Origin of the sequence: Jeotgalibacillus aurantiacus, from assembly GCF_020595125.1 — a bacterium.
Lineage (GTDB): Bacteria > Bacillota > Bacilli > Bacillales > Jeotgalibacillaceae > Jeotgalibacillus > Jeotgalibacillus aurantiacus.
Genome location: NZ_JACNMS010000002.1, coordinates 766,546 through 784,312 on the forward strand (window position 1 = coordinate 766,546; position 17,767 = coordinate 784,312).

The 17,767-nt window shown below is 42.1% G+C and carries 24 protein-coding genes; 9 read left to right on the forward strand and 15 right to left on the reverse strand.

Going from position 1 to position 17,767, the window contains the following annotated elements; translation table 11 throughout:
* Window positions 1–197 precede the first annotated feature (197 nt).
* Entirely contained in the window at window positions 198–743 is a 546-nt protein-coding gene (locus H7968_RS08560; protein WP_227395736.1) for a phosphatidylglycerophosphatase A family protein, read from the reverse strand.
* 115 nt (window positions 744–858) lie between these two features.
* Here H7968_RS08560 and H7968_RS08565 point away from each other — a divergent pair, with 115 nt between their 5' ends.
* The 3 genes from H7968_RS08565 to H7968_RS08575 all read left to right on the forward strand — a co-directional run bounded on the left by H7968_RS08565 (window position 859) and on the right by H7968_RS08575 (window position 2,652).
* Window positions 859–1,593, forward strand: coding sequence for an alpha/beta hydrolase (locus tag H7968_RS08565; RefSeq protein WP_227395737.1), 735 nt, complete (start codon window positions 859–861; stop codon window positions 1,591–1,593).
* 118 nt (window positions 1,594–1,711) lie between these two features.
* Window positions 1,712–2,230 (forward strand): YjcG family protein, encoded by a 519-nt coding sequence (locus H7968_RS08570; RefSeq protein WP_227395738.1) that lies wholly within the window; start codon window positions 1,712–1,714, stop codon window positions 2,228–2,230.
* Window positions 2,230–2,652, forward strand: coding sequence for a GNAT family N-acetyltransferase (locus H7968_RS08575; protein WP_227395739.1), 423 nt, complete (start codon window positions 2,230–2,232; stop codon window positions 2,650–2,652). Before H7968_RS08570 ends, H7968_RS08575 begins: the two co-directional genes overlap by 1 nt.
* A 52-nt stretch (window positions 2,653–2,704) precedes the next feature.
* Here H7968_RS08575 and H7968_RS08580 read toward each other — a convergent pair whose 3' ends face one another.
* The 7 genes from H7968_RS08580 to H7968_RS08610 all read right to left on the reverse strand — a co-directional run bounded on the left by H7968_RS08580 (window position 2,705) and on the right by H7968_RS08610 (window position 5,880).
* Window positions 2,705–2,992: a hypothetical protein gene (locus H7968_RS08580; protein WP_227395740.1), complete on the reverse strand. Its 288-nt coding sequence runs from the start codon at window positions 2,990–2,992 to the stop codon at window positions 2,705–2,707.
* Between the two features lie 95 nt (window positions 2,993–3,087).
* Window positions 3,088–3,342 carry a stage VI sporulation protein F gene (locus tag H7968_RS08585; RefSeq protein ID WP_227395741.1) on the reverse strand — a complete coding sequence of 85 codons (255 nt, stop codon included), beginning with the start codon at window positions 3,340–3,342 and terminating at the stop codon, window positions 3,088–3,090.
* A gap of 79 nt (window positions 3,343–3,421) precedes the next feature.
* Window positions 3,422–3,541 carry a YjcZ family sporulation protein gene (locus H7968_RS08590; RefSeq protein WP_134375174.1) on the reverse strand — a complete coding sequence of 40 codons (120 nt, stop codon included), beginning with the start codon at window positions 3,539–3,541 and terminating at the stop codon, window positions 3,422–3,424.
* Window positions 3,542–3,600: 59 nt separating this feature from the next.
* Window positions 3,601–3,960, reverse strand: a complete 360-nt coding sequence (gene spoVAE, locus H7968_RS08595; RefSeq protein ID WP_227395742.1) for a stage V sporulation protein AE — start codon at window positions 3,958–3,960, stop codon at window positions 3,601–3,603.
* Window positions 3,960–4,979 carry a stage V sporulation protein AD gene (gene spoVAD, locus H7968_RS08600; RefSeq protein ID WP_227395743.1) on the reverse strand — a complete coding sequence of 340 codons (1,020 nt, stop codon included), beginning with the start codon at window positions 4,977–4,979 and terminating at the stop codon, window positions 3,960–3,962. Before spoVAD ends, spoVAE begins: the two co-directional genes overlap by 1 nt.
* Window positions 4,976–5,437 (reverse strand): stage V sporulation protein AC, encoded by a 462-nt coding sequence (spoVAC, locus tag H7968_RS08605; protein ID WP_227395744.1) that lies wholly within the window; start codon window positions 5,435–5,437, stop codon window positions 4,976–4,978. Before spoVAC ends, spoVAD begins: the two co-directional genes overlap by 4 nt.
* A 14-nt stretch (window positions 5,438–5,451) precedes the next feature.
* Window positions 5,452–5,880, reverse strand: coding sequence for a sporulation protein (locus H7968_RS08610; protein WP_227395745.1), 429 nt, complete (start codon window positions 5,878–5,880; stop codon window positions 5,452–5,454).
* 147 nt (window positions 5,881–6,027) lie between these two features.
* On the opposite strand from H7968_RS08610, the gene H7968_RS08615 reads away from it, so the two are divergent.
* Complete coding sequence (locus H7968_RS08615; protein ID WP_227395746.1) at window positions 6,028–6,549, forward strand: CotY/CotZ family spore coat protein; 522 nt, start codon at window positions 6,028–6,030, stop codon at window positions 6,547–6,549.
* A gap of 285 nt (window positions 6,550–6,834) precedes the next feature.
* On the opposite strand, the gene H7968_RS08620 is transcribed toward H7968_RS08615, so the two are convergent.
* The 3 genes from H7968_RS08620 to mgtE form a co-directional block, all read right to left on the reverse strand.
* Window positions 6,835–7,305 (reverse strand): spore coat CotO family protein, encoded by a 471-nt coding sequence (locus H7968_RS08620; protein WP_227395747.1) that lies wholly within the window; start codon window positions 7,303–7,305, stop codon window positions 6,835–6,837.
* A 120-nt stretch (window positions 7,306–7,425) separates the two neighbouring features.
* Window positions 7,426–8,199, reverse strand: coding sequence for an enoyl-ACP reductase FabI (gene fabI / locus H7968_RS08625; protein ID WP_134375188.1), 774 nt, complete (start codon window positions 8,197–8,199; stop codon window positions 7,426–7,428).
* A 589-nt stretch (window positions 8,200–8,788) separates the two neighbouring features.
* Window positions 8,789–10,162, reverse strand: a complete 1,374-nt coding sequence (gene mgtE / locus H7968_RS08630; protein WP_227395748.1) for a magnesium transporter — start codon at window positions 10,160–10,162, stop codon at window positions 8,789–8,791.
* A 166-nt stretch (window positions 10,163–10,328) separates the two neighbouring features.
* On the opposite strand from mgtE, the gene prpE reads away from it, so the two are divergent.
* Window positions 10,329–11,075: a bis(5'-nucleosyl)-tetraphosphatase PrpE gene (gene prpE, locus H7968_RS08635; protein WP_227395749.1), complete on the forward strand. Its 747-nt coding sequence runs from the start codon at window positions 10,329–10,331 to the stop codon at window positions 11,073–11,075.
* Window positions 11,076–11,140: 65 nt separating this feature from the next.
* Here prpE and H7968_RS08640 read toward each other — a convergent pair whose 3' ends face one another.
* From H7968_RS08640 to H7968_RS08655, 4 genes are read right to left on the reverse strand one after another with little or no spacing between them, the layout of a single operon-like run.
* Window positions 11,141–12,058: an RluA family pseudouridine synthase gene (locus H7968_RS08640; protein ID WP_227395750.1), complete on the reverse strand. Its 918-nt coding sequence runs from the start codon at window positions 12,056–12,058 to the stop codon at window positions 11,141–11,143.
* Window positions 12,051–12,845, reverse strand: coding sequence for an NAD kinase (locus H7968_RS08645; RefSeq protein ID WP_227395751.1), 795 nt, complete (start codon window positions 12,843–12,845; stop codon window positions 12,051–12,053). Before H7968_RS08645 ends, H7968_RS08640 begins: the two co-directional genes overlap by 8 nt.
* On the reverse strand, window positions 12,842–13,525 hold the full coding sequence (locus tag H7968_RS08650; protein ID WP_227395752.1) for a GTP pyrophosphokinase: 684 nt from the start codon (window positions 13,523–13,525) through the stop codon (window positions 12,842–12,844). The genes H7968_RS08645 and H7968_RS08650 overlap by 4 nt, the downstream gene beginning before the upstream one ends.
* Window positions 13,526–13,558: 33 nt before the next feature.
* Window positions 13,559–13,948: a UPF0738 family protein gene (locus H7968_RS08655; protein ID WP_227395753.1), complete on the reverse strand. Its 390-nt coding sequence runs from the start codon at window positions 13,946–13,948 to the stop codon at window positions 13,559–13,561.
* Between the two features lie 124 nt (window positions 13,949–14,072).
* On the opposite strand from H7968_RS08655, the gene H7968_RS08660 reads away from it, so the two are divergent.
* The 4 genes from H7968_RS08660 (at window position 14,073) to H7968_RS08675 (ending at window position 17,285) form a co-directional block, all read left to right on the forward strand.
* Window positions 14,073–14,660, forward strand: coding sequence for a CYTH domain-containing protein (locus tag H7968_RS08660; protein ID WP_227395754.1), 588 nt, complete (start codon window positions 14,073–14,075; stop codon window positions 14,658–14,660).
* 48 nt (window positions 14,661–14,708) lie between these two features.
* The gene (locus H7968_RS08665) at window positions 14,709–15,350 is read left to right on the forward strand and encodes a lytic transglycosylase domain-containing protein (protein ID WP_227395755.1); all 642 of its coding nucleotides are present in this window, start codon (window positions 14,709–14,711) and stop codon (window positions 15,348–15,350) included.
* Between the two features lie 676 nt (window positions 15,351–16,026).
* Window positions 16,027–16,428: a globin domain-containing protein gene (locus H7968_RS08670; protein ID WP_227395756.1), complete on the forward strand. Its 402-nt coding sequence runs from the start codon at window positions 16,027–16,029 to the stop codon at window positions 16,426–16,428.
* Entirely contained in the window at window positions 16,425–17,285 is an 861-nt protein-coding gene (locus H7968_RS08675) for a ClpXP adapter SpxH family protein (RefSeq protein ID WP_227395757.1), read from the forward strand. The genes H7968_RS08670 and H7968_RS08675 overlap by 4 nt, the downstream gene beginning before the upstream one ends.
* Window positions 17,286–17,767 lie beyond the last annotated feature (482 nt).

Genomic DNA, 17,767 nt, shown 5'->3' on the forward strand with positions numbered 1-17,767 from the left:
TTACAAAACTACGTATACCATTTTATCATGCAATGTTACATTTATGTCAAATATCATGCCACAGGAACAAAAATACAAATGCGTTTAAACCTTGATATGATAAGGGTTAAACGCATTCATTTTTTTCGTATTATATCCTTATTTTATATTTCATTTACAATACACTCTGCACAATTTTGCATAGATTTTGCATGAAATCATTCGTCTTCAATAATTCTTCTTTCATTTTCAGGGAGATTTTCTTCTATATCTCTTAATTTGTGTGCAAGTCTGGAGGAAGCATTAGCGGCAATCGCAGCGACCATATCGTCAAGAAAAGTGTGGACGCCTCCGCCTCTTTTGGTATCAAGCTTTTGAATGATGCCGATCTTATTTTTATCCAGATGGCCGAACGTTGTCACAGCTATACTGCCATATCCAAGTGATGCCCCTAAGGCTATCGTCTCATCTACACCAAAAAGACCTTCGTCTGATTCCACAATTGATTGCAGAGGTTCAGTAAGCTTCTTTTGTTCTGCAAGACGGTCAAGCTCAACAGCCACGAGAATGGCATGCTGCATCTCTCTTTTCAGCAATACTTTTTCTACACTGTCTATACACTCATCCATTTTAAGCTTCCCGTTATAGGGTGACTGCATTTCAAACACAATATCAGCAATGTCCTCAATGCTGACACCTCTTTCGATCAGCGATTCATGAGCGGCTTTAGTTACTTCATGTGAATGAACTCGATTTTGATTCATTAATGATTACCCCTTTTCTGTATATATCGGATTAAAAAGCGTCCTCTCTAGCATGATATGATACAATCTATGTGTAAACGCTTCAAATTTTTTTGTCGAAACAGGAGGACTCGTTATGGCGAATACAGGCACAGTGAATGAACATACAATCTACAGTGAGGCCTTGCAGGAAGAGATCTCATTTCTTGTCTATCTGCCCTCAAATTACTCCCCTCTGTATAAGTATACCGTTGTAGTGGCTCAGGATGGTAAAGATTATTTTCAGCTTGGCAGGGTTCCCCGTCTTCTGGACCGCCTGCAGGCTGAAGAAAAAATAGAAAACATGATCTTTATTGGAGTGCCTTATCAGAATGTTAAGGACCGTTATGAAAAATATCATCCGGAAGGTACTCAGCATGAAGCATACATCCGGTTTCTTGCAAGAGAGCTGACTCCATATATTGATGAGCATTTCCCTACGTATCAGATGGGACTCGGCAGAGCCTTAATAGGAGATTCGCTGGCCGGAACAGTGTCATTTATGACAGCCTTAAAATATCCGAATACATTTGGCAGGGTCATTATGCAATCACCTCTTGTGAACAATCAGGTTCTGGAAGCCGCTTCAGACTTTAAAGATAAACATCTGATTAATTTCTACCATATTATCGGCAAACAGGAAACTTCCGTTAAAACAACGAGGGGTTCTGAAGAAGACTTTCTGACACCTAATAGAAAGCTTCACGAGCTGATGAGTGAAAAAGGATGTACTGTATTTTATGATGAATTTGATGGAGGACACACCTGGAAGTACTGGCAACCGGATCTTGAGAGGGTAATGGAAGTCATGTTCAGGAAAACGAACTATTAAACGCAGATTAACCGGAGAATGATGGCGTTTATGATTCTGGTGATTAAACAGCGTAAGTGCTGATTTTTTTGCTATAATAATACTGATGATGACAGATCTGACTAAGGAGGCTGAAAAAATGAAATTTGGAATTGCTGTATTCCCTTCAAAAAAATTACAGGACCTTGCTAATTCTTATAGAAAGCGTTACGATCCGCATTACTCGCTTATTCCGCCTCACCTGACCTTGAAAAACCCATTCGAGGCATCCGAGGAAGAAATTAATGAAATAGCACAAAAGCTTTCCGAAACAGCTAAGAAAACACGTCCTTTTACACTTAGAGCCTATAAAATCAGTTCCTTCCAACCCGTTAATAACGTAATTTATTTTAAAGTGGATGCTACACCGGAACTTTTACAGCTTCATGAGGAGCTCCATACTGAAGATCTTGGCGGAAAGCCTGAATATGCTTTTGTTCCGCATATTACCATTGCACAAAAGCTTTCTAATGACGAACACTCTGATGTATACGGCTCTCTCCGGATGGCTGGTGTGGATCACGAAGAAACAGTGGACCGTTTTCATTTGTTATACCAGCTTGAAAATGGATCCTGGACCGTATATGAAACTTACCGTCTTGGTGGTGCTGAAGTCTGATGATTGTAAAGGTAGCCGAAACAGAACAGGAAAAACAGCATGCGTTTGCTGTCAGAAAAAAAGTATTTGTTGAAGAGCAGCAGGTTCCGGAGGAAGAAGAAATCGATCAATTCGATCAAACTGCCACACATTTTGTCCTGTATGATGAAAACCTTCCTGCTGGAGCAGGAAGGTTCCGGGTAAAGGATGGGAAAGGAAAAATCGAGCGTGTCTGCATTTTATCTGAATACCGGGGAAAGAATGCCGGTGTAATCGTGATGAATGCTATGGAACTCTATGCAAGAGAACGAACCGTGCTGTCCCTTATTCTTAATGCTCAGACTCATGCTGTAGGATTTTATGAGAAGCTTGGCTATTCAGTTACTTCCGAAGAGTTTCTGGATGCGGGAATCCCTCATGTTTCAATGGAGAAAAGTCTTTGATAGTTTCATACAGCTTGAAAGCCCTTTGCAGATACGCAAAGGGCTTTTCTTATTAGATGGATTCATTGAAGTGTTGGCCTTTTCCAGTGTATTTCGGAATTAAGTGAGGTGGAATCGGTGCGGAATGATATAGTGGCAGTTCTTTTCTTCTGGTCATTTCTTCTGACTGTTCTGATCTGTTCATTTGTCTTTCGAGCTGGTCTTCAAAATCCCTGTTCGCTCTTCTGTAGGGCTGTACTCTGTATACAGGCGTTAACTGGTATGGATCGTAATCCTTCATGTTGACCCTTTCAGCATACTGCTGATACTGATAATTGTTAACCGGTGCGATATAACCCATTCTTCTCACCCCCTGTTTAGTAATAATATTACCGTTAAAAATATCCTTCAAACTTGATAATACATATTACGGGAGTAAAGGTTTTTTTCTGTGGGTTATTTTTTATTCATCATATTTGATAACGTATTAAAATCAATTGATTTTCCTTTTGCAGTAATCGTTTGAACAATTTTGTCTTCCATATCCTTTGCAACGGGTTTATTTGCCGCTTCTGATACCTGGCGAATCAGTTTTCTTACGGTTTTTTCATCACGGAAATCCGCGTTTTGAAACGCATTTGCAAGAGCAAACATTTTTTCCATACTAACGCCTGTTTTATTCTCCATTTTTTTAAAAAAAGCATCGTTCATAAGGGGTTCCTCCTTTAATCTTATCTGATATTCAAAGGATAAAAAGCGGAATCGTCAAACCCGATTCCGCCTAGTTCTCTTAAACGAAGCTCGCACCAACAATAATTAGCAGAATAAATAAAACCACAATCAGGATAAATGTTGAATATCCTCCACCGTAGCCATATCCACAGCCGCCATAACCATATCCGTAGCCCATCTCCTCACCTCCCTGCTATCTACATCATATGTAGCAGGAGTAAAGAAGAGTGGGCACTTTTACTTTGCTCTCGGTTTAAACACAAGTGCACCAATAAAACCAAAAATAATAGCTGCTGATATACCCGAGCTGGTAACTTCAAACATTCCGGTCATCACACCGATAATGCCATGCTTTTCCGCTTCAGCCATTGCACCGTGAAGCAGGGCATTGCCAAATGAAGTGATCGGAACAGTTGCCCCTGCTCCCGCAAAATCGATTAAAGGTTCATAAAGGCCAAACGCCTCTAATAAAGCTCCCGCAACGACTAATGTACTCAGTGTATGGGCAGGTGTCAGTTTAAAGGCATCCATCATAATCTGGCCAATTACACATATAAATCCTCCTACAATAAATGCCCACAAAAACATCATCCACATCAGGAAACGCCCCCCCTCTCGCCTGTAATGGCAACCGCATGCGCTATACACGGAATCGTTTCTTTTTGCTGAAAGCTCAGTGGGGATAAAAGTGCCCCTGTGGCAACTGACAATATTCTCTTGATATGTCCTGCTTTTAATTCATTCAGAAAGTGGCCATAAATCATCAGTGCTGAACACGCTGGACCACTGGCTCCTGCAAGAACTTCCGGACGATCTCCATAAATCATTCTTCCGCAATCAAGAAACTTTTCCTCCGGAATGCATACTCCCCGTTCATTCAGGATATCCATCGTGATTCCATGGCCAATCTCTGCAAGATCACCTGTAATGATGTAGTCGTAGTCCTCAACCGTATCCCCGGACTGATTAAAGTGCCGTTCAATCACATCTGCAGCAGCAAGTGACATGGCAGCTCCCATATTAAATGGATCTGATACATTAATATCCCTGACCCGTCCAATCGTTGCTTTTTCGATATAAGCCAGTGCTCCCCGACCTGCCTCTTTACCAACAAGTACGACGCCAGCTCCTGTAACCGTCCATTGTGCAGTTGGCGGTTTCTGACCTCCGTACTCTGTTGGATAACGAAACTGTTTTTCAACGGCAGCATTATGGCTTGATGCACCCGTCAGCACTTTTTCACAATATCCTCCATCAATTAATGCAGCTGATAGTGCGAGTCCCTGCATGGACGTTGCACATGCACTGAATAGCCCAAGATATGGAATATCGAATTGTCTGGCAGCGAATCCTGATGGAGTAAGCTGATTAATTAAATCCCCCATTAATAAAGCATCCACATCTGATTCAGCAGTCAGCCCTTTTTCTAAAGTAACTTTGATGGATTTTTCAATCAGACTTCTCTGAGCTTTTTCGAAGCTTTTCTCCTCATCATACAGATCATCTGAAAAGTAATCGAAATACTGCGCAAAAGGGCTTTCCTTTTCAAACGGACCTGCAGAAATACCGGCGGATAAGATCGCAGGCTTAGATGTAAATATCCATGTTTTTGTCATGAGATGAACCCCCATTGAATCAGGAGGGTTTTAATTAGCGCTAAAAAGAAAGCTGAAACAACGCCAAATACAATTACTGAGCCAGCAAGCTTAAAAATGTTTCCACCAACCCCAAGCACGAGCCCTTCACTCCGGTGCTCAATAGCAGCACTTACTACTGCATTTCCGAACCCTGTAACCGGAACGGCACTTCCCGCTCCTGCAAATTGACCTAATTTGTTATATAATCCAAATCCGGTCAGAAGCATTGATAGAAAAACCATAATTGAAACGGTTGGATTGCCCGCTGTCTGTTCAGTAAATGGAAAATAAATAATAAGCAGTACTGTGATCAGTTGACCAATTGTACAAATAAGTCCACCGATAACAAAAGCCTTGATGCAGTTTTTAAGTATGGGTCTTTTTTTATCATGCCGGTCTGTTTCAGACTTAAAAAGCGGTTTATTCTGTTGACTCATCGTTATGCAGCTCCCTATGTCAGCTCTTTCTTCAGAGAAATGATTTTTTTCATCTCACTTAAAGCCTCTTTTTCACTCATATTTTTTTCTGACCACTTTTCAAAAAGCTGAAAAGATTCAAGGAAAATTTTATAATCACTCGACAGTGTAATTTCATGATCAGGGTATTGATCTTTCAGCCAGGCCTCAAGATCTTTTTCGATCCCTTTCATATCAAAACGGTATAAGTGCTTCACTTTATAGCTGATCAAAAGGGAAGAATCCGCCGCAATGACAACCGTATCATATAATTCTTTTGTACTCTCCAGCCGTTCACCAATTTGTTTAATGGTCTCCTCCTGTGAAGAATGAATGACTGCATGAGAAGCTCCTTTTTCTTCAAACAAAACACATCCGGATAATATAGAACTAATCATCATGACGATTATTAGACTTTTTTTCATACCATCGCCTCTTTATCATTTGAATAGCTTTAGTTTGCATCACAATCGAACTTTTCATGCCCAATTTTTAAAATAACGGCGAATGACCACTCCATGTTATTCAGAAATGAATAACGTATAGAGAATCCAATAAAAGGAGGAGAAAAAATGGGTTGCTGTGGTAAGAATAATGATGTAGCCGGTGAGCGCTTTGATCGCAATTGTGTATGTGAAGTTGTTCGCGCGATTAAGGACATCCAGGATAACGCAGTTGATGTAGAATGCCAGCCTTGTTTAACAAACTGTTTTCTTGAGCCGCTGGGTGATCTTGTTGCCCCGTCAAGACGCCGTCGTGCAGACACGCGTGTATTTGTCTTAAAAACGAAGGATGGTTCACCATTCCACGCGTTTTACAGAGATGGAGACCGTTACGATCATGACTGTATCTCTGTGTTTTTCAGAGTGGAAAGTATTTTCGATGGCTGCTGTGCGACTTTACGAGTGCTTGAGCCGAAGGATAAGGAAGGGAAAGAAGTGGACCTTCTGAATGAGTGCGGAACGAAAATCAAGCTTGGAAAGTTATGTAAGGTTTATGATTTCGAATCAACTGACAGCTGTATTACGGTTGATTTGAGCTGCTTCTGCGCAGTGCAGTGTATCAAGGACGTATATCTCGGTATTTGCGACTAACGAAGGGAACTCCCTGATCTTTCTAAAAAAACCGGAATCCTTTTGGATTTCGGTTTTTTCAATTTTGTTGATATGTAAACCGGGCCGGATTCCCCCTTCGCTTTCCACGGCCGGGCGGTGAACCCCTTGTGCTTCGCACAATGGTTTCACCTGTCCCTTCACTGCCGTAGGAGTCTTCGGGGTAATCCGGCCCTCTGAATATCAGTTACCTTTCAAAATTAAACGTCATGACAACTAAGACAAAACGCAACAAAAAGTTTTTTATAAAAAAAGTATCACAGCTGATTATTGAATCATGATAGCTTGAAGATCCTTCTTTTTATATTCGGAGACATCTCCTGAGAGTGTTTTGATTTCGAATAGTTCTCCTTTTATTGAATGAAGATAGCCGTTTACTGGTTCTCCTTCGTTGAAAGTAAAAATACAGCTGTAAGGTGCTCTTCTTCCCGCGAAGGAATGAAGGTAATCCATTTTTTCTGTCAGTGTCATTTTGCGAAACGGTTTTAATTCTGTAAAGAAGGGAAGTGCTTTTGCCTTTGTTTCTTTTTTCTCGGCAACGGGCTCTTCAAACGGCTTTTTATGTTCAGGTTCTTTTTCTACAAATTCAAGTGGAGGTAATGGAACTTTCTTTTTTGGGACGGGCTTTTGCACGTCTGCTGATGACTGATAAACGTGCTGCATCACCGGCTTTACTGACTTGAAATCAGGCTGATTTACATACAGCAACGGTTTTCCTGATTGACTCTTCTGATCCATCAAGATCCCTCCTTGTATGGTACACGATATGCAGATTTTCAGAAATCTATTCAGCCCTTCAATTACCGACCCATTTTTTTTAAAAAAGCCGCCTGACACGATGGGTCAGACAGCTTTTGATTATCCTACGATATGATAGCCGGAGTCCACATGAAGATTTTCTCCCGTTAATCCTCTTGAGTAATCGCTGAACAAAAATGCAGCAGTATCCCCAACTTCTTCCGGAGTCGTGTTTCTTCTAAGCGGTGCTTTTTCTTCAATTTCTTTTAGAATTGAATTAAAATCGCTGATTCCTTTTGCAGAAAGTGTACGGATCGGACCGGCTGAAATCGAGTTAACACGGATCTGGTCTTTACCAAGATCTCCAGCAAGATAACGGACACTTGCTTCAAGAGATGCTTTTGCCACACCCATTACATTGTAATTTGGAAGGATGCGCTCTCCCCCAAGATAAGTAAGTGTAACAATACTTCCACCTTCAGTCATTAACGGACGTGCTTCTTTTGCAACAGCTGTCAGTGAATAGGAGCTGATGTTGTGCGCAAGTAAGAAGTTGTCACGGTTCGTGCTTAAGTATTCACCCTGAAGATCCTCTTTTTCAGCGAAAGCAATACAGTGAGCGAATCCGTGGATCACGCCTGCTTTTTCTTTAATAATGTTAAAGCATTCCTTAATTTCTTCATCATTTGTGATGTCACAAGGAAGAATCAGCTCGTGGTTTCCTTCAAGCGTGCTGACAAGATCGCGAACAGGTTTTTCAAATCTTTCCCCTGCATATGTAAAAATCAGATTGGCTCCTGCCTGATCAAGTGACTTAGCGATGCCCCATGCAATGCTGCGCTTATTTGCCACACCCATGACGACGATCGTTTTTCCTTTTAATGATAAGCTCATTGTTGGCCTCCTGTTTTAGAACAAGTTATTAGTACCTGATACTAATTTAGCATATTCATGATGATTTTATCAATGATATGTATTTATTTTTTGAATCGGCGCTTGTAACTTTCTTGGATCATCAACCCTATTTTAAAAAATATTAAATTAGAAACCGGGCCTGGTCGCATCCTACGCTTTCCGTGGCCGGGCGGTGAACCCGTCTGCGCTTCGCACAGTCGGTTTCACCTGTCCCTTTCCGCCACAGGAGTCTTCGGATGCGACCAGGCCCTTAAATTTGTGAACTTCCATTCCGTATTAAATAAAATATTCAAAATAATTAAGGTGAAAAATCCCATTTAATTACTGAGAATCCCATATACTTCTCTCAAAGGTTCCTCTTTTCCTATCAGCCTAAGGATCTCCGGGCACATTTATTCATGTGAAAATAACACGAATTTTTATTTTATATAAATCAAACTTCTTCACATAAAGGACCAGCCACACCCGGAGACTCCTGCGGCGGAGGAGCGACAGGTGAGACAGCGTAGGGTGTGGCTGGTCCGTTTTCTTTATTTATAAATGCTTCTCTAAAGTGATTTATTACAACTTATAAATAACTCATAAACGAAGTTGCGATTCCGAAGTAAATGAGAATACTGATAATATCGTTAATTGTTGTGATAAATGGGCCGGATGCAACGGCCGGATCGATGTTGAAACGGTGCATGACGAGTGGGACGAGTGATCCCGCAAGTGTTGCTACGATCAGTGAGGCGAAGATTGATATGCCGACCAGGACACCAAGAAATAGTGAATCCTGCCAGACGTAGACGATGCCGATTACGATGACACCACAGATGCTGCCTGTAATGAAGCCTGTTCCTGCTTCTCTTAAAATCAGCTTCATTTTACTTTCGTCTTTAATATCACCGGTTGCGATACTTCTGACTGCAACGGCAAGCGCCTGGGTTCCTGTATTTCCTGCCATTCCGGCAATGAGTGGAATAAATACAGCCAGGATCGCCACCTGTTCAAGGGTGTCTTCAAAACGGCCAATAAGATTAGCTGTCATCATTCCTAAAAATAATAAGGCAATTAGCCAGGGCAAACGTTTCCTCGCTGCACGTAACGGGGTACGGTCCCGTGAATCCATATCTGATACCCCGGCAAGCTTGGAGTAGTCATCTGAAGCCTCCTCTTCAAGAACGTCGATGATATCATCAACCGTGATAATACCAAGTAGATGGTTTTGAAAATCCACTACAGGAAGGGCAAGAAAATCGTAATCCTTCATGGTACGGGCAACATCTTCCTGGTCATCTCCGACCGATACCGATACAACCCGCTCTGACATGATGTCCTTAATTAGTACATCTTCATCAGATGTTATCAGGTCTCTCAGAGAGACAACGCCTACAAGCTTTCTATCTTCATTTATGACAAATGTATAATAGATTGTCTCTGCGCCAGGCGCTTTGTTTCTTAAGATGGCCATGGCAGATCTCACAGTGGAATGCTCAGGAATCGAGACAAACTCCGTAGTCATAATCGAACCGGCGGTGTATTCCTCGTAATGCAGGAGGTTTTTGATTTCTTCTGCCGATTCCTTATCCATGATCGTTAAGTAGCTTGCAACCTGTTCTTTATCGAGCTCATTCAGCACGTCAACCGCATCATCGGTATACATGTGAGAGAGCAGGTCAGCAGCATATTGAGGATTCATCTCTGCAAAAAGCGGTTCATAGTCTTCATCATCTGCATCGATGTTTTCCATGATTTCTCCCATTTCTTCGGGAGACAGGTACTCATATATTTTTACTCGTTGTGCAGGTTCCAGGCGGAAATAAAATTGTGCACGATCATAAGGGTGCAGATCAAAATATTCTTCCCTGAACGTATCAAAATCATTTTCTTCCAGTAAACTTATCAGCAGCTCTTCATCAAATACTTTTTGTTCATTATCCATTTGCTGTTCAGCCATTTTATCTACACTCCTTTCCATCCAAACATAATCATAGCAGGAGTTTGCTTATTTTTCACCGCATATGGTGGTAAACTGTATGAAAAGTGTCCATTTGCCTGATCAGATGATTTCATTGATGGTCTTTTCAGGTTCACCGTTATGAATTTTAATTGGAGGCTGTAAGATGAAAATTGATATTATTGGAGATATTCACGGTTGCAGGGAAGAATGGATCCAGTTAACAAAGGAGCTGGGTTACGACTGGTCCAGCGGTCTTCCTGTTCATCCAGAAAATAGAAAGCTTGCATTTGTTGGCGATCTGACAGACAGGGGGCCTGACTCACTTGGTGTCATCCGGGATGTATCTGGAATTGTGGAACACCTTGGCGGTTATTACGTACCCGGAAATCACTGCAATAAGCTTTACCGTTATTTCTCAGGAAATAATGTGAAAATTGTTCACGGTTTGGAGACAACAGTAGAGGAATTAAATCAACTCAATCCTGAAGATTATGCAGACATAAAAAACAAATTTATGTCCCTTTACGAAAATGCACCTCTTTATCATATAATTGATCGAAAAAAGCTCGTGATCGCTCATGCCGGGATCAGGGAGCATGATATCGGACAATCGAATAAACGGATCGCGACCTTTGTGTTATATGGGGATATCACGGGTGAGAAAAACGAAAAAGGCATGCCAGTCAGACGCGACTGGGCAAAGCATTATAAAGGCAGCTCATTTGTTGTATATGGTCATACTCCTGTTCATTCACCACGATTCAAAAACAAAACGGTGAACATTGATACCGGTTGTGTATTCGGCAATAAACTTACTGCATTAAGGTATCCGGAGATGGACATTGTTTCAGTTCCGTCCTCCATGCCTTACGTGCCTGAAAAGTTCAGAGATGAAGAGTTTGAAGAATAAAGTCATAAAGCTGCTTCTTTAGGGTTTGCTGAGCTGAAAAAAATTAAAACAGTCCTGATGAAACGTTACAACGTTTCATCAGGACTGTTTATTTTTGATAAAACCTGCTGCATGTCAGAAGGAACAGGAACAAGTATCTGAAGGTTTTCTCCAGTCACAGGGTGTTCAAATGCCACTGATCGGCAGTGAAGTGACTGTCTGGAGATCTCTGTTCTGCCACCACCGTAAAGATCATCGCCTGCAAGCGGGTGCCCTAAGTAAGAAAAGTGGACACGGATTTGATGGGTCCTCCCCGTTTCAAGTCTGATAAAAAGGTGTGTGAACTGATGTCCGGTACTCTGAACCTCATAATGTGTAATCGCACGTTTTCCGGAACTGTTCACTTCCCGCTCGATAATGCTGCTGCCTTTTCTAGCAATAGGTAAATCAATGGTACCGGACATTTGGGTGATCTCACCTTCTGCAATCGCTTCATACATTCTATTAATTTTCTTTTGCTTCTGCATTTCACTCAAAAGATGATGGATATGCGAATGCTTGGCGATGAGCATGGCTCCTGAAGTATCACGATCCAGCCTCGTGACAATATGAATGCCGGAATGAATACCGTTTTTCAGGTAGTATCCGGCAAGCAGATTGGCAACCGATCCTGATGGATGCTCCCTCGAAGGGATTGTATTCATGACAGGCGGTTTATTGATTACAAGGACATAGTCATCCTCATACACAATATCCAGCGGAACCTCTTCCGGTTTAAGCTGTTCACTGATCTGCTCTACAGGAAACCAGATTTTCACATGGTCATCCTGCTTCAGTACATAACGGACCGTAACCTCGTTTTGATTGACTGTAATCAGGCCGCCATCATATTTGATTGAGGTGAGTGCTCTTTTTGAAACGCCTTTTCCCCCCAGAAAATCTCTCAGCAGCAGTTGATCTTCCTGCTGATGAACCGTCCATTCGAGCGAAAACTGCTTATCCATCGATAAATGAATCGTGCACCCGCTTCCAGAATGGAAACGGACGGAACCTTGCAAATCTGATTTTTTCATCAGCAACGCGATACTGAATCGACTTCACATCTTTATGTACCAGGGTAAGATGATCAATGGTAATCATGAAATCAGAACGGTTCACAGGCTTCAGCATACACGTATGATGGGCAGGCATAATGAGCGGAGATCCGACGGTTCTGAACACCCTGTTATTAATCGAAGCCATCTCTGCAAGCTGAATGGACGGTAAAGAAGGGTGAATAATCGCCCCGCCGAGCGCTTTGTTGTAGGCCGTTGAACCGGACGGCGTGGAAAGACACAAACCGTCGCCACGGAACACCTCAAAATGCTGGCCGCGAATTTCAACATCCATTACCAGTGTTCCATCCACACTTTTAACGGTTGACTCGTTTAATGCCAGATAGCGCGTTTCACGTCCACCGCTCTTATAACGGATAATCGCTTCCAGAAGTGGATACTCAATAATCTGATAAGGCGTTTTGGCGATCGCAATCACAAGCTTTTCAATATCATCAGGTACCCAGTCCGCATAAAACCCGAGATGACCCGTATGAACCCCAACAAAGGCTGTTTTGGAAAGTCGGGAGCTGTAACGGTGAAAAGCATACAAAAGGGTTCCGTCTCCACCGACAGAAATAACAATCTCAGGTTCATTTTCATCATATTCGAGGTTAAAATCTTTTAAATATGTCCTCATTTTATGCATCAGGGCATTGGATTTGGCATCCCCTTTTGATGTAATGGCAAATTTCATATATAGCGCCCCCCTTCTCTCCAGCGATTCTGATCATGTTTTCGAATGGATTTTTCATTGCTGTCATCCTTCTTTTTCTGAAAAAACGCCTGAGCCTCCTGAATTTCCTCTCTGATCTCAGACATTTCCTCATCAAGACGGAAAGCGGCTTCCGCTGCGCGCTGAAGACGGTTCTGAATATCTTCCGGGAATTGTCCCTGATACTTATAATTCAGTGAATGTTCTATCGTTGCCCAGAAATTCATCGCAAGCGTTCTGATCTGAATCTCTGCAAGAATCTTCTTTTCACCATTAATGGTCTGAACCGGATATTCAATCACCACATGATAGGAACGGTATCCGCTTATTTTTTTGTTTGAAATATAATCTTTTTCTTCCACAATGACAAAATCTTTTCTCAGCCTGAGCAGCTTCACAACACGTTCAATATCATCAACGAACTGACACATCATTCTGACGCCGGCAATATCCTGCATCTCTTCCGCAATGCGGTCCATTCTGATATTCTTCTCACGGGCTTTATCTTTAATACTTGCTACAGGCTTTACTCTTCCTGTCACAAACTCTATTGGAGAATGGGTTTGCTCCAGTTGAAACTGGTTTCTCATCCCTTTTAATTTGATCTTAAGTTCATCAACGGCCTGTTTGTATGGTTCTAAAAAAGCCTCCCAATTCTTCATCCGCATCACCTCTTCAATTTGTATGCTGCAGAATTATTCCTCCACTTTCTTTTCAAGAAAAATGTCCTCAACCTGTTTGACCATTTCTTCTCCATAGTTACTGTTACCCTCAATATTGGAAATTAAATACTCAATTTCTTCCTCAAGATCCTTTAATTCAAGCTTTTGCCCTTGAAGAGAAACGTATACCGGATGGACACTGAGGGAACGTTTGAGATCCGTCCATAGAAAATCGGGGATGTATAGATATGTATAATGAGCTGAATTTTCTTCATCAGCCAGGTAAACAAAGGCCCTTTCATCTGAATCAACGATCATTTTCCCTGCTGGTGACAGCGCATCAAATGTATCATTTGATTCTCCCGTAAGAATACATTCATTTTCTTTTAACTCAAGGCTTGTAAGCCATACTTTTTTTATCATAATGACATGACTCCTTCCTGCTTATTTATTTTAGCACAGCCGGCTCAGGGTTTTCATCCCGGCATTGCAGTTTCTCACAAAACCATCCATAATTGAAGATATCATTAAAAGGGAGCGTATAACAATGTCACAAGAACTTGAAATTGAATTTAAGAATCTCCTGACAGAAGATGAATATCAGCGACTGCTGAATACATACGGGCATACATCTCCTGTTAAGCAGGTCAACCATTATTTCGATACTCCTCTTTTTCATTTAAAACAAGCTGGAGCCGCACTGAGAATCAGGGAAAAAGACAAAAGAGCAGTGCTGACCTTAAAACAGCCGGTTGAAGAAGGAGTACTTGAAACCCACCAGGTCATTACCTCACTTGATTCAGAAGATATGATGAATGGCGGGGGACTGAAGAGCGGCGAAATATCAGACCTGCTTGAGCTTCTTAATATCCCTGTAAGTGATATTATTCATTTCGGAAGCCTCACCACTGAACGGATTGAAACTGAATACGAAGGTGGTCTGCTCGTGCTTGACCACAGCTTTTATTTAAATAAAGAAGATTTTGAAGTTGAATATGAAGTCAGTGACAGGCAGGACGGGGAAAAGAAATTCATGTCATTACTATCTTCCTATGAAATTCCTGTCCGTGAAACCGATAGTAAAATAAAGAGGTTTTATAAGGAAAAAGTTCGCCTTATTCAATCAGGACGATAATCCACAACGACGACAGGAACCCCCTGTCATCTGAAGGAGATGCTATAAATGGACATTCAATCCCTTAACAAAATGCTGCAGCTTCAGGCAATGCGGACGCTTGGCTCCCAGCAGTCTTCCCAATCGGATACGATGGATTTCGGCTTAGGCTCATTCAGCCAGCTCATTCAGCAGGCTGAAATGAATCCAAACCAGCTCGGTTCCGTAGCAGGCCTGCTTGAGCAGAAAGAATCCATGATGCCGCTGATTTCACAGGCTTCTTTATTACAGCCTCCAGCAGTAGAAACGCCTGTAAGTGACATACCTAAGTCAGGAAACTCAATCGACCGGATTATTGCTGAGGCTTCCGCACGTTACGGCGTCCCTGAAAAATTGGTCAGATCCGTCATCAAACATGAATCCAACTTCAACCCGACCGCTGTCAGCCACGCAGGTGCATCCGGCTTAATGCAGCTGATGCCCGGAACAGCCAAATGGCTCGGTGTCAAAAACATTTTTGACCCGCAGGAAAACGTCACAGGCGGCGTTAAATACCTGCGCGACATGCTGAACCGCTACAACCAGGATCCAAAACTTGCCCTGGCCGCCTACAACGCAGGACCAGGAAACGTTGACAAATACAATGGCATCCCGCCATTCAAAGAAACAACCAACTATGTAAGAAAAGTAATGGATTCCTACCTGGCATAATTTACATTCAAGTAAAATCACAAACAAACACCAAAAAACCTTGCCAAACATGCAGCAAGGTTTTTTAATTTCTTAACTGTACAATTAAAAGCCTGCTGTCTTCTACAAAGGGCTGGTGTCAACCGTAGGCTACTTTGGCAGAAAAAATTATGGGCAAGGACACCACCAAAAATATACTCACAACCAAAAAATATCTTTTTTTCTTTATTTAAGAACTTTTTTATCTCATTTGTAAGACGGTTAACTACAATTCTAGGGGCGGTGTGATCCGTAGACTCCTATGGCGGAAAGGGTCAGGTGAAACCGAATGTGCGAAGCACAGGCGGGTTCACCGCCTGGCCTTAGAAAAGCGGAAGCGGGCGTTAAGGGACGTACAAACTGGACTGGCCCCGACGGAGATAAAGGAAACACAGCGAACGCAGTGAGCTGATGTTGACTTATCGGACGAGGGGACGGGAAGTTTGCTAGTCCCTGCCCGCATTAGCTAGACAATGGAAAGCGAAGGATGACACCGGCCCGATTCTTCTGTTTATATTAAGCATCAACTACTCCAAAAACTTCTTATATATACACACCTGTCTGATTCTCCCAAAGCGAGTTATTTGAGAAAACAATCCCCGGTTGCTACAATATACTTACAATCGACAAGAAATCGAGCGTAAAGGGGTTATGTATCATGGCTGAACAGACAGAAACACCATACGAGATGATCGGGGAAGCGAAGCTGACTGAGCTTGTACATGCTTTTTACGAAAAAGTCGGGAACCATCCGCTGCTTATTCCTATTTTCCCGGATGATCTGACTGAAACCATTCGAAAACAAAAGCAATTTCTAACTCAATATCTAGGCGGACCAGCCTATTACACAGAAGAGCACGGACATCCAATGCTGAGAGCAAGACATCTGCCACATGAAATTACGCCGGAACGTGCGAAAGCCTGGCTCACCTGTATGGATGAAGCAATGAATGAGACAGGTGTGGAAGGAGAATTCAGAGACTTTCTATTCTCCAGGCTTACGTTAACTGCCAACCACATGGTGAATACGTTTCCAGCTGATGAGGGTGATTTGGATTGACTGCAAAAAAATGGACTGAGGCCAATTGGTATACCCAGGACCAAAAGCCACTGGAGATCTATCTATTCACTGATCCGCTCTGCTCCAAATGTTGGGCATTGGAACCGAAACTGAAAAAGCTGATGATCGAATACGAACCGTATATCCGGATCAAATATATTTTAAGCAGTGACCTTTCCACTCTTAACTGCTGCACATCAAAAAAGCGAAAAGAATTAGCAAATGCATGGAAATCAACAGCAGAATATTCCGATATGCCATGTGATGGCTCATTATGGATTGAAAATCCTGTAGAGTCTCCATTTATCGCCTCCATTGCTGTTAAAGCAGCAGAACTTCAAGGAAAAAAAGCAGGCAGCCGCTTTCTCAGAGCGGTTCAGGAACAACTGTTTATGGAAAAACAGAACATCTCAACATTTGACGTTCTGATAGAGTGTGCAGAAAAAGCGCAGCTGGATACAGAAGAATTTATACATGATATCAATTCTGCAACGGCATCAAAAGCCTTTCAATGTGACGTTAAAATTGCCGGTGAAATGGACGTTGAAAGTACACCGACACTTGTATTCTTTAATGAAAATATCGAGGATGAAGGAATTAAAGTAGACGGTCTGTACCCTTATGAGATTTATGCGCAAATTGTTGAGGAAATGCTTGAAAGAAAAGTGGAGAAAAAAGAACTCCCTTCAATTGAGGATTTTATTAAACGCTACCGGCTCGCAGCAACTCCGGAAGTGGCCGAAGTTTATGGACTTACAACCGCTGAAGCTGAAAAATCCTTAAAGAAACTGATGTTCAAAAACAAAATAGAAAAAATCGAAGCAAAACAAGGAACATTTTGGCGTTATCTTTATTAATACAATTAAAAGCTGGAGTATTGAAATTCATCTGCGATTCCATTATAAGATTCAATTTACATTTCACATTTAAAACATCATGATTAAAAGGGAAAAGATATAAATGTTTTTTTAAAAAGTGCCAGTTCATTCCGTAGACTCCTACGGCAGAGGAGCGACAGGTGAGACAGATGTGCGGAGCACAGCTGGCTCACCGCGTGGCCATAGAAAAGCGGAGGCTGGCGTTTAGGGACGTACAAACTGGACCGGCCTCGACGAAGATAAAGGAAACACGGTGAACGAAGTGAACCGATGTTGACTTATCGAACGAGAGGACGGGAAGTTTGCTAGTCCCTGCCCGCCAAAGCTAGACAATGGAAAGCGAAGGAATGGCCTGGCACGATTTCTAAATTAAATAATCATGAAATAAAGCGAAAAGCCTTCATCAACAGATGAAGGCTTTTCATTACGAACAAAGGGGATGGGAGAAATTTTTCACGGTC

What these genes read in the sequence shown, in the direction of transcription:
- H7968_RS08560 (WP_227395736.1), bottom strand. Translation starts at nt 743, where the DNA reads ATGAATCAAAATCGAGTTCATTCACATGAAGTAACTAAAGCCGCTCAT.
- H7968_RS08565 (WP_227395737.1), top strand. Translation starts at nt 859, where the DNA reads ATGGCGAATACAGGCACAGTGAATGAACATACAATCTACAGTGAGGCC.
- H7968_RS08570 (WP_227395738.1), top strand. Translation starts at nt 1,712, where the DNA reads ATGAAATTTGGAATTGCTGTATTCCCTTCAAAAAAATTACAGGACCTT.
- H7968_RS08575 (WP_227395739.1), top strand. Translation starts at nt 2,230, where the DNA reads ATGATTGTAAAGGTAGCCGAAACAGAACAGGAAAAACAGCATGCGTTT.
- H7968_RS08580 (WP_227395740.1), bottom strand. Translation starts at nt 2,992, where the DNA reads ATGGGTTATATCGCACCGGTTAACAATTATCAGTATCAGCAGTATGCT.
- H7968_RS08585 (WP_227395741.1), bottom strand. Translation starts at nt 3,342, where the DNA reads ATGAACGATGCTTTTTTTAAAAAAATGGAGAATAAAACAGGCGTTAGT.
- H7968_RS08590 (WP_134375174.1), bottom strand. Translation starts at nt 3,541, where the DNA reads ATGGGCTACGGATATGGTTATGGCGGCTGTGGATATGGCTACGGTGGA.
- spoVAE (WP_227395742.1), bottom strand. Translation starts at nt 3,960, where the DNA reads ATGTGGATGATGTTTTTGTGGGCATTTATTGTAGGAGGATTTATATGT.
- spoVAD (WP_227395743.1), bottom strand. Translation starts at nt 4,979, where the DNA reads ATGACAAAAACATGGATATTTACATCTAAGCCTGCGATCTTATCCGCC.
- spoVAC (WP_227395744.1), bottom strand. Translation starts at nt 5,437, where the DNA reads ATGAGTCAACAGAATAAACCGCTTTTTAAGTCTGAAACAGACCGGCAT.
- H7968_RS08610 (WP_227395745.1), bottom strand. Translation starts at nt 5,880, where the DNA reads ATGAAAAAAAGTCTAATAATCGTCATGATGATTAGTTCTATATTATCC.
- H7968_RS08615 (WP_227395746.1), top strand. Translation starts at nt 6,028, where the DNA reads ATGGGTTGCTGTGGTAAGAATAATGATGTAGCCGGTGAGCGCTTTGAT.
- H7968_RS08620 (WP_227395747.1), bottom strand. Translation starts at nt 7,305, where the DNA reads ATGGATCAGAAGAGTCAATCAGGAAAACCGTTGCTGTATGTAAATCAG.
- fabI (WP_134375188.1), bottom strand. Translation starts at nt 8,199, where the DNA reads ATGAGCTTATCATTAAAAGGAAAAACGATCGTCGTCATGGGTGTGGCA.
- mgtE (WP_227395748.1), bottom strand. Translation starts at nt 10,162, where the DNA reads ATGGCTGAACAGCAAATGGATAATGAACAAAAAGTATTTGATGAAGAG.
- prpE (WP_227395749.1), top strand. Translation starts at nt 10,329, where the DNA reads ATGAAAATTGATATTATTGGAGATATTCACGGTTGCAGGGAAGAATGG.
- H7968_RS08640 (WP_227395750.1), bottom strand. Translation starts at nt 12,058, where the DNA reads ATGGATAAGCAGTTTTCGCTCGAATGGACGGTTCATCAGCAGGAAGAT.
- H7968_RS08645 (WP_227395751.1), bottom strand. Translation starts at nt 12,845, where the DNA reads ATGAAATTTGCCATTACATCAAAAGGGGATGCCAAATCCAATGCCCTG.
- H7968_RS08650 (WP_227395752.1), bottom strand. Translation starts at nt 13,525, where the DNA reads ATGAAGAATTGGGAGGCTTTTTTAGAACCATACAAACAGGCCGTTGAT.
- H7968_RS08655 (WP_227395753.1), bottom strand. Translation starts at nt 13,948, where the DNA reads ATGATAAAAAAAGTATGGCTTACAAGCCTTGAGTTAAAAGAAAATGAA.
- H7968_RS08660 (WP_227395754.1), top strand. Translation starts at nt 14,073, where the DNA reads ATGTCACAAGAACTTGAAATTGAATTTAAGAATCTCCTGACAGAAGAT.
- H7968_RS08665 (WP_227395755.1), top strand. Translation starts at nt 14,709, where the DNA reads ATGGACATTCAATCCCTTAACAAAATGCTGCAGCTTCAGGCAATGCGG.
- H7968_RS08670 (WP_227395756.1), top strand. Translation starts at nt 16,027, where the DNA reads ATGGCTGAACAGACAGAAACACCATACGAGATGATCGGGGAAGCGAAG.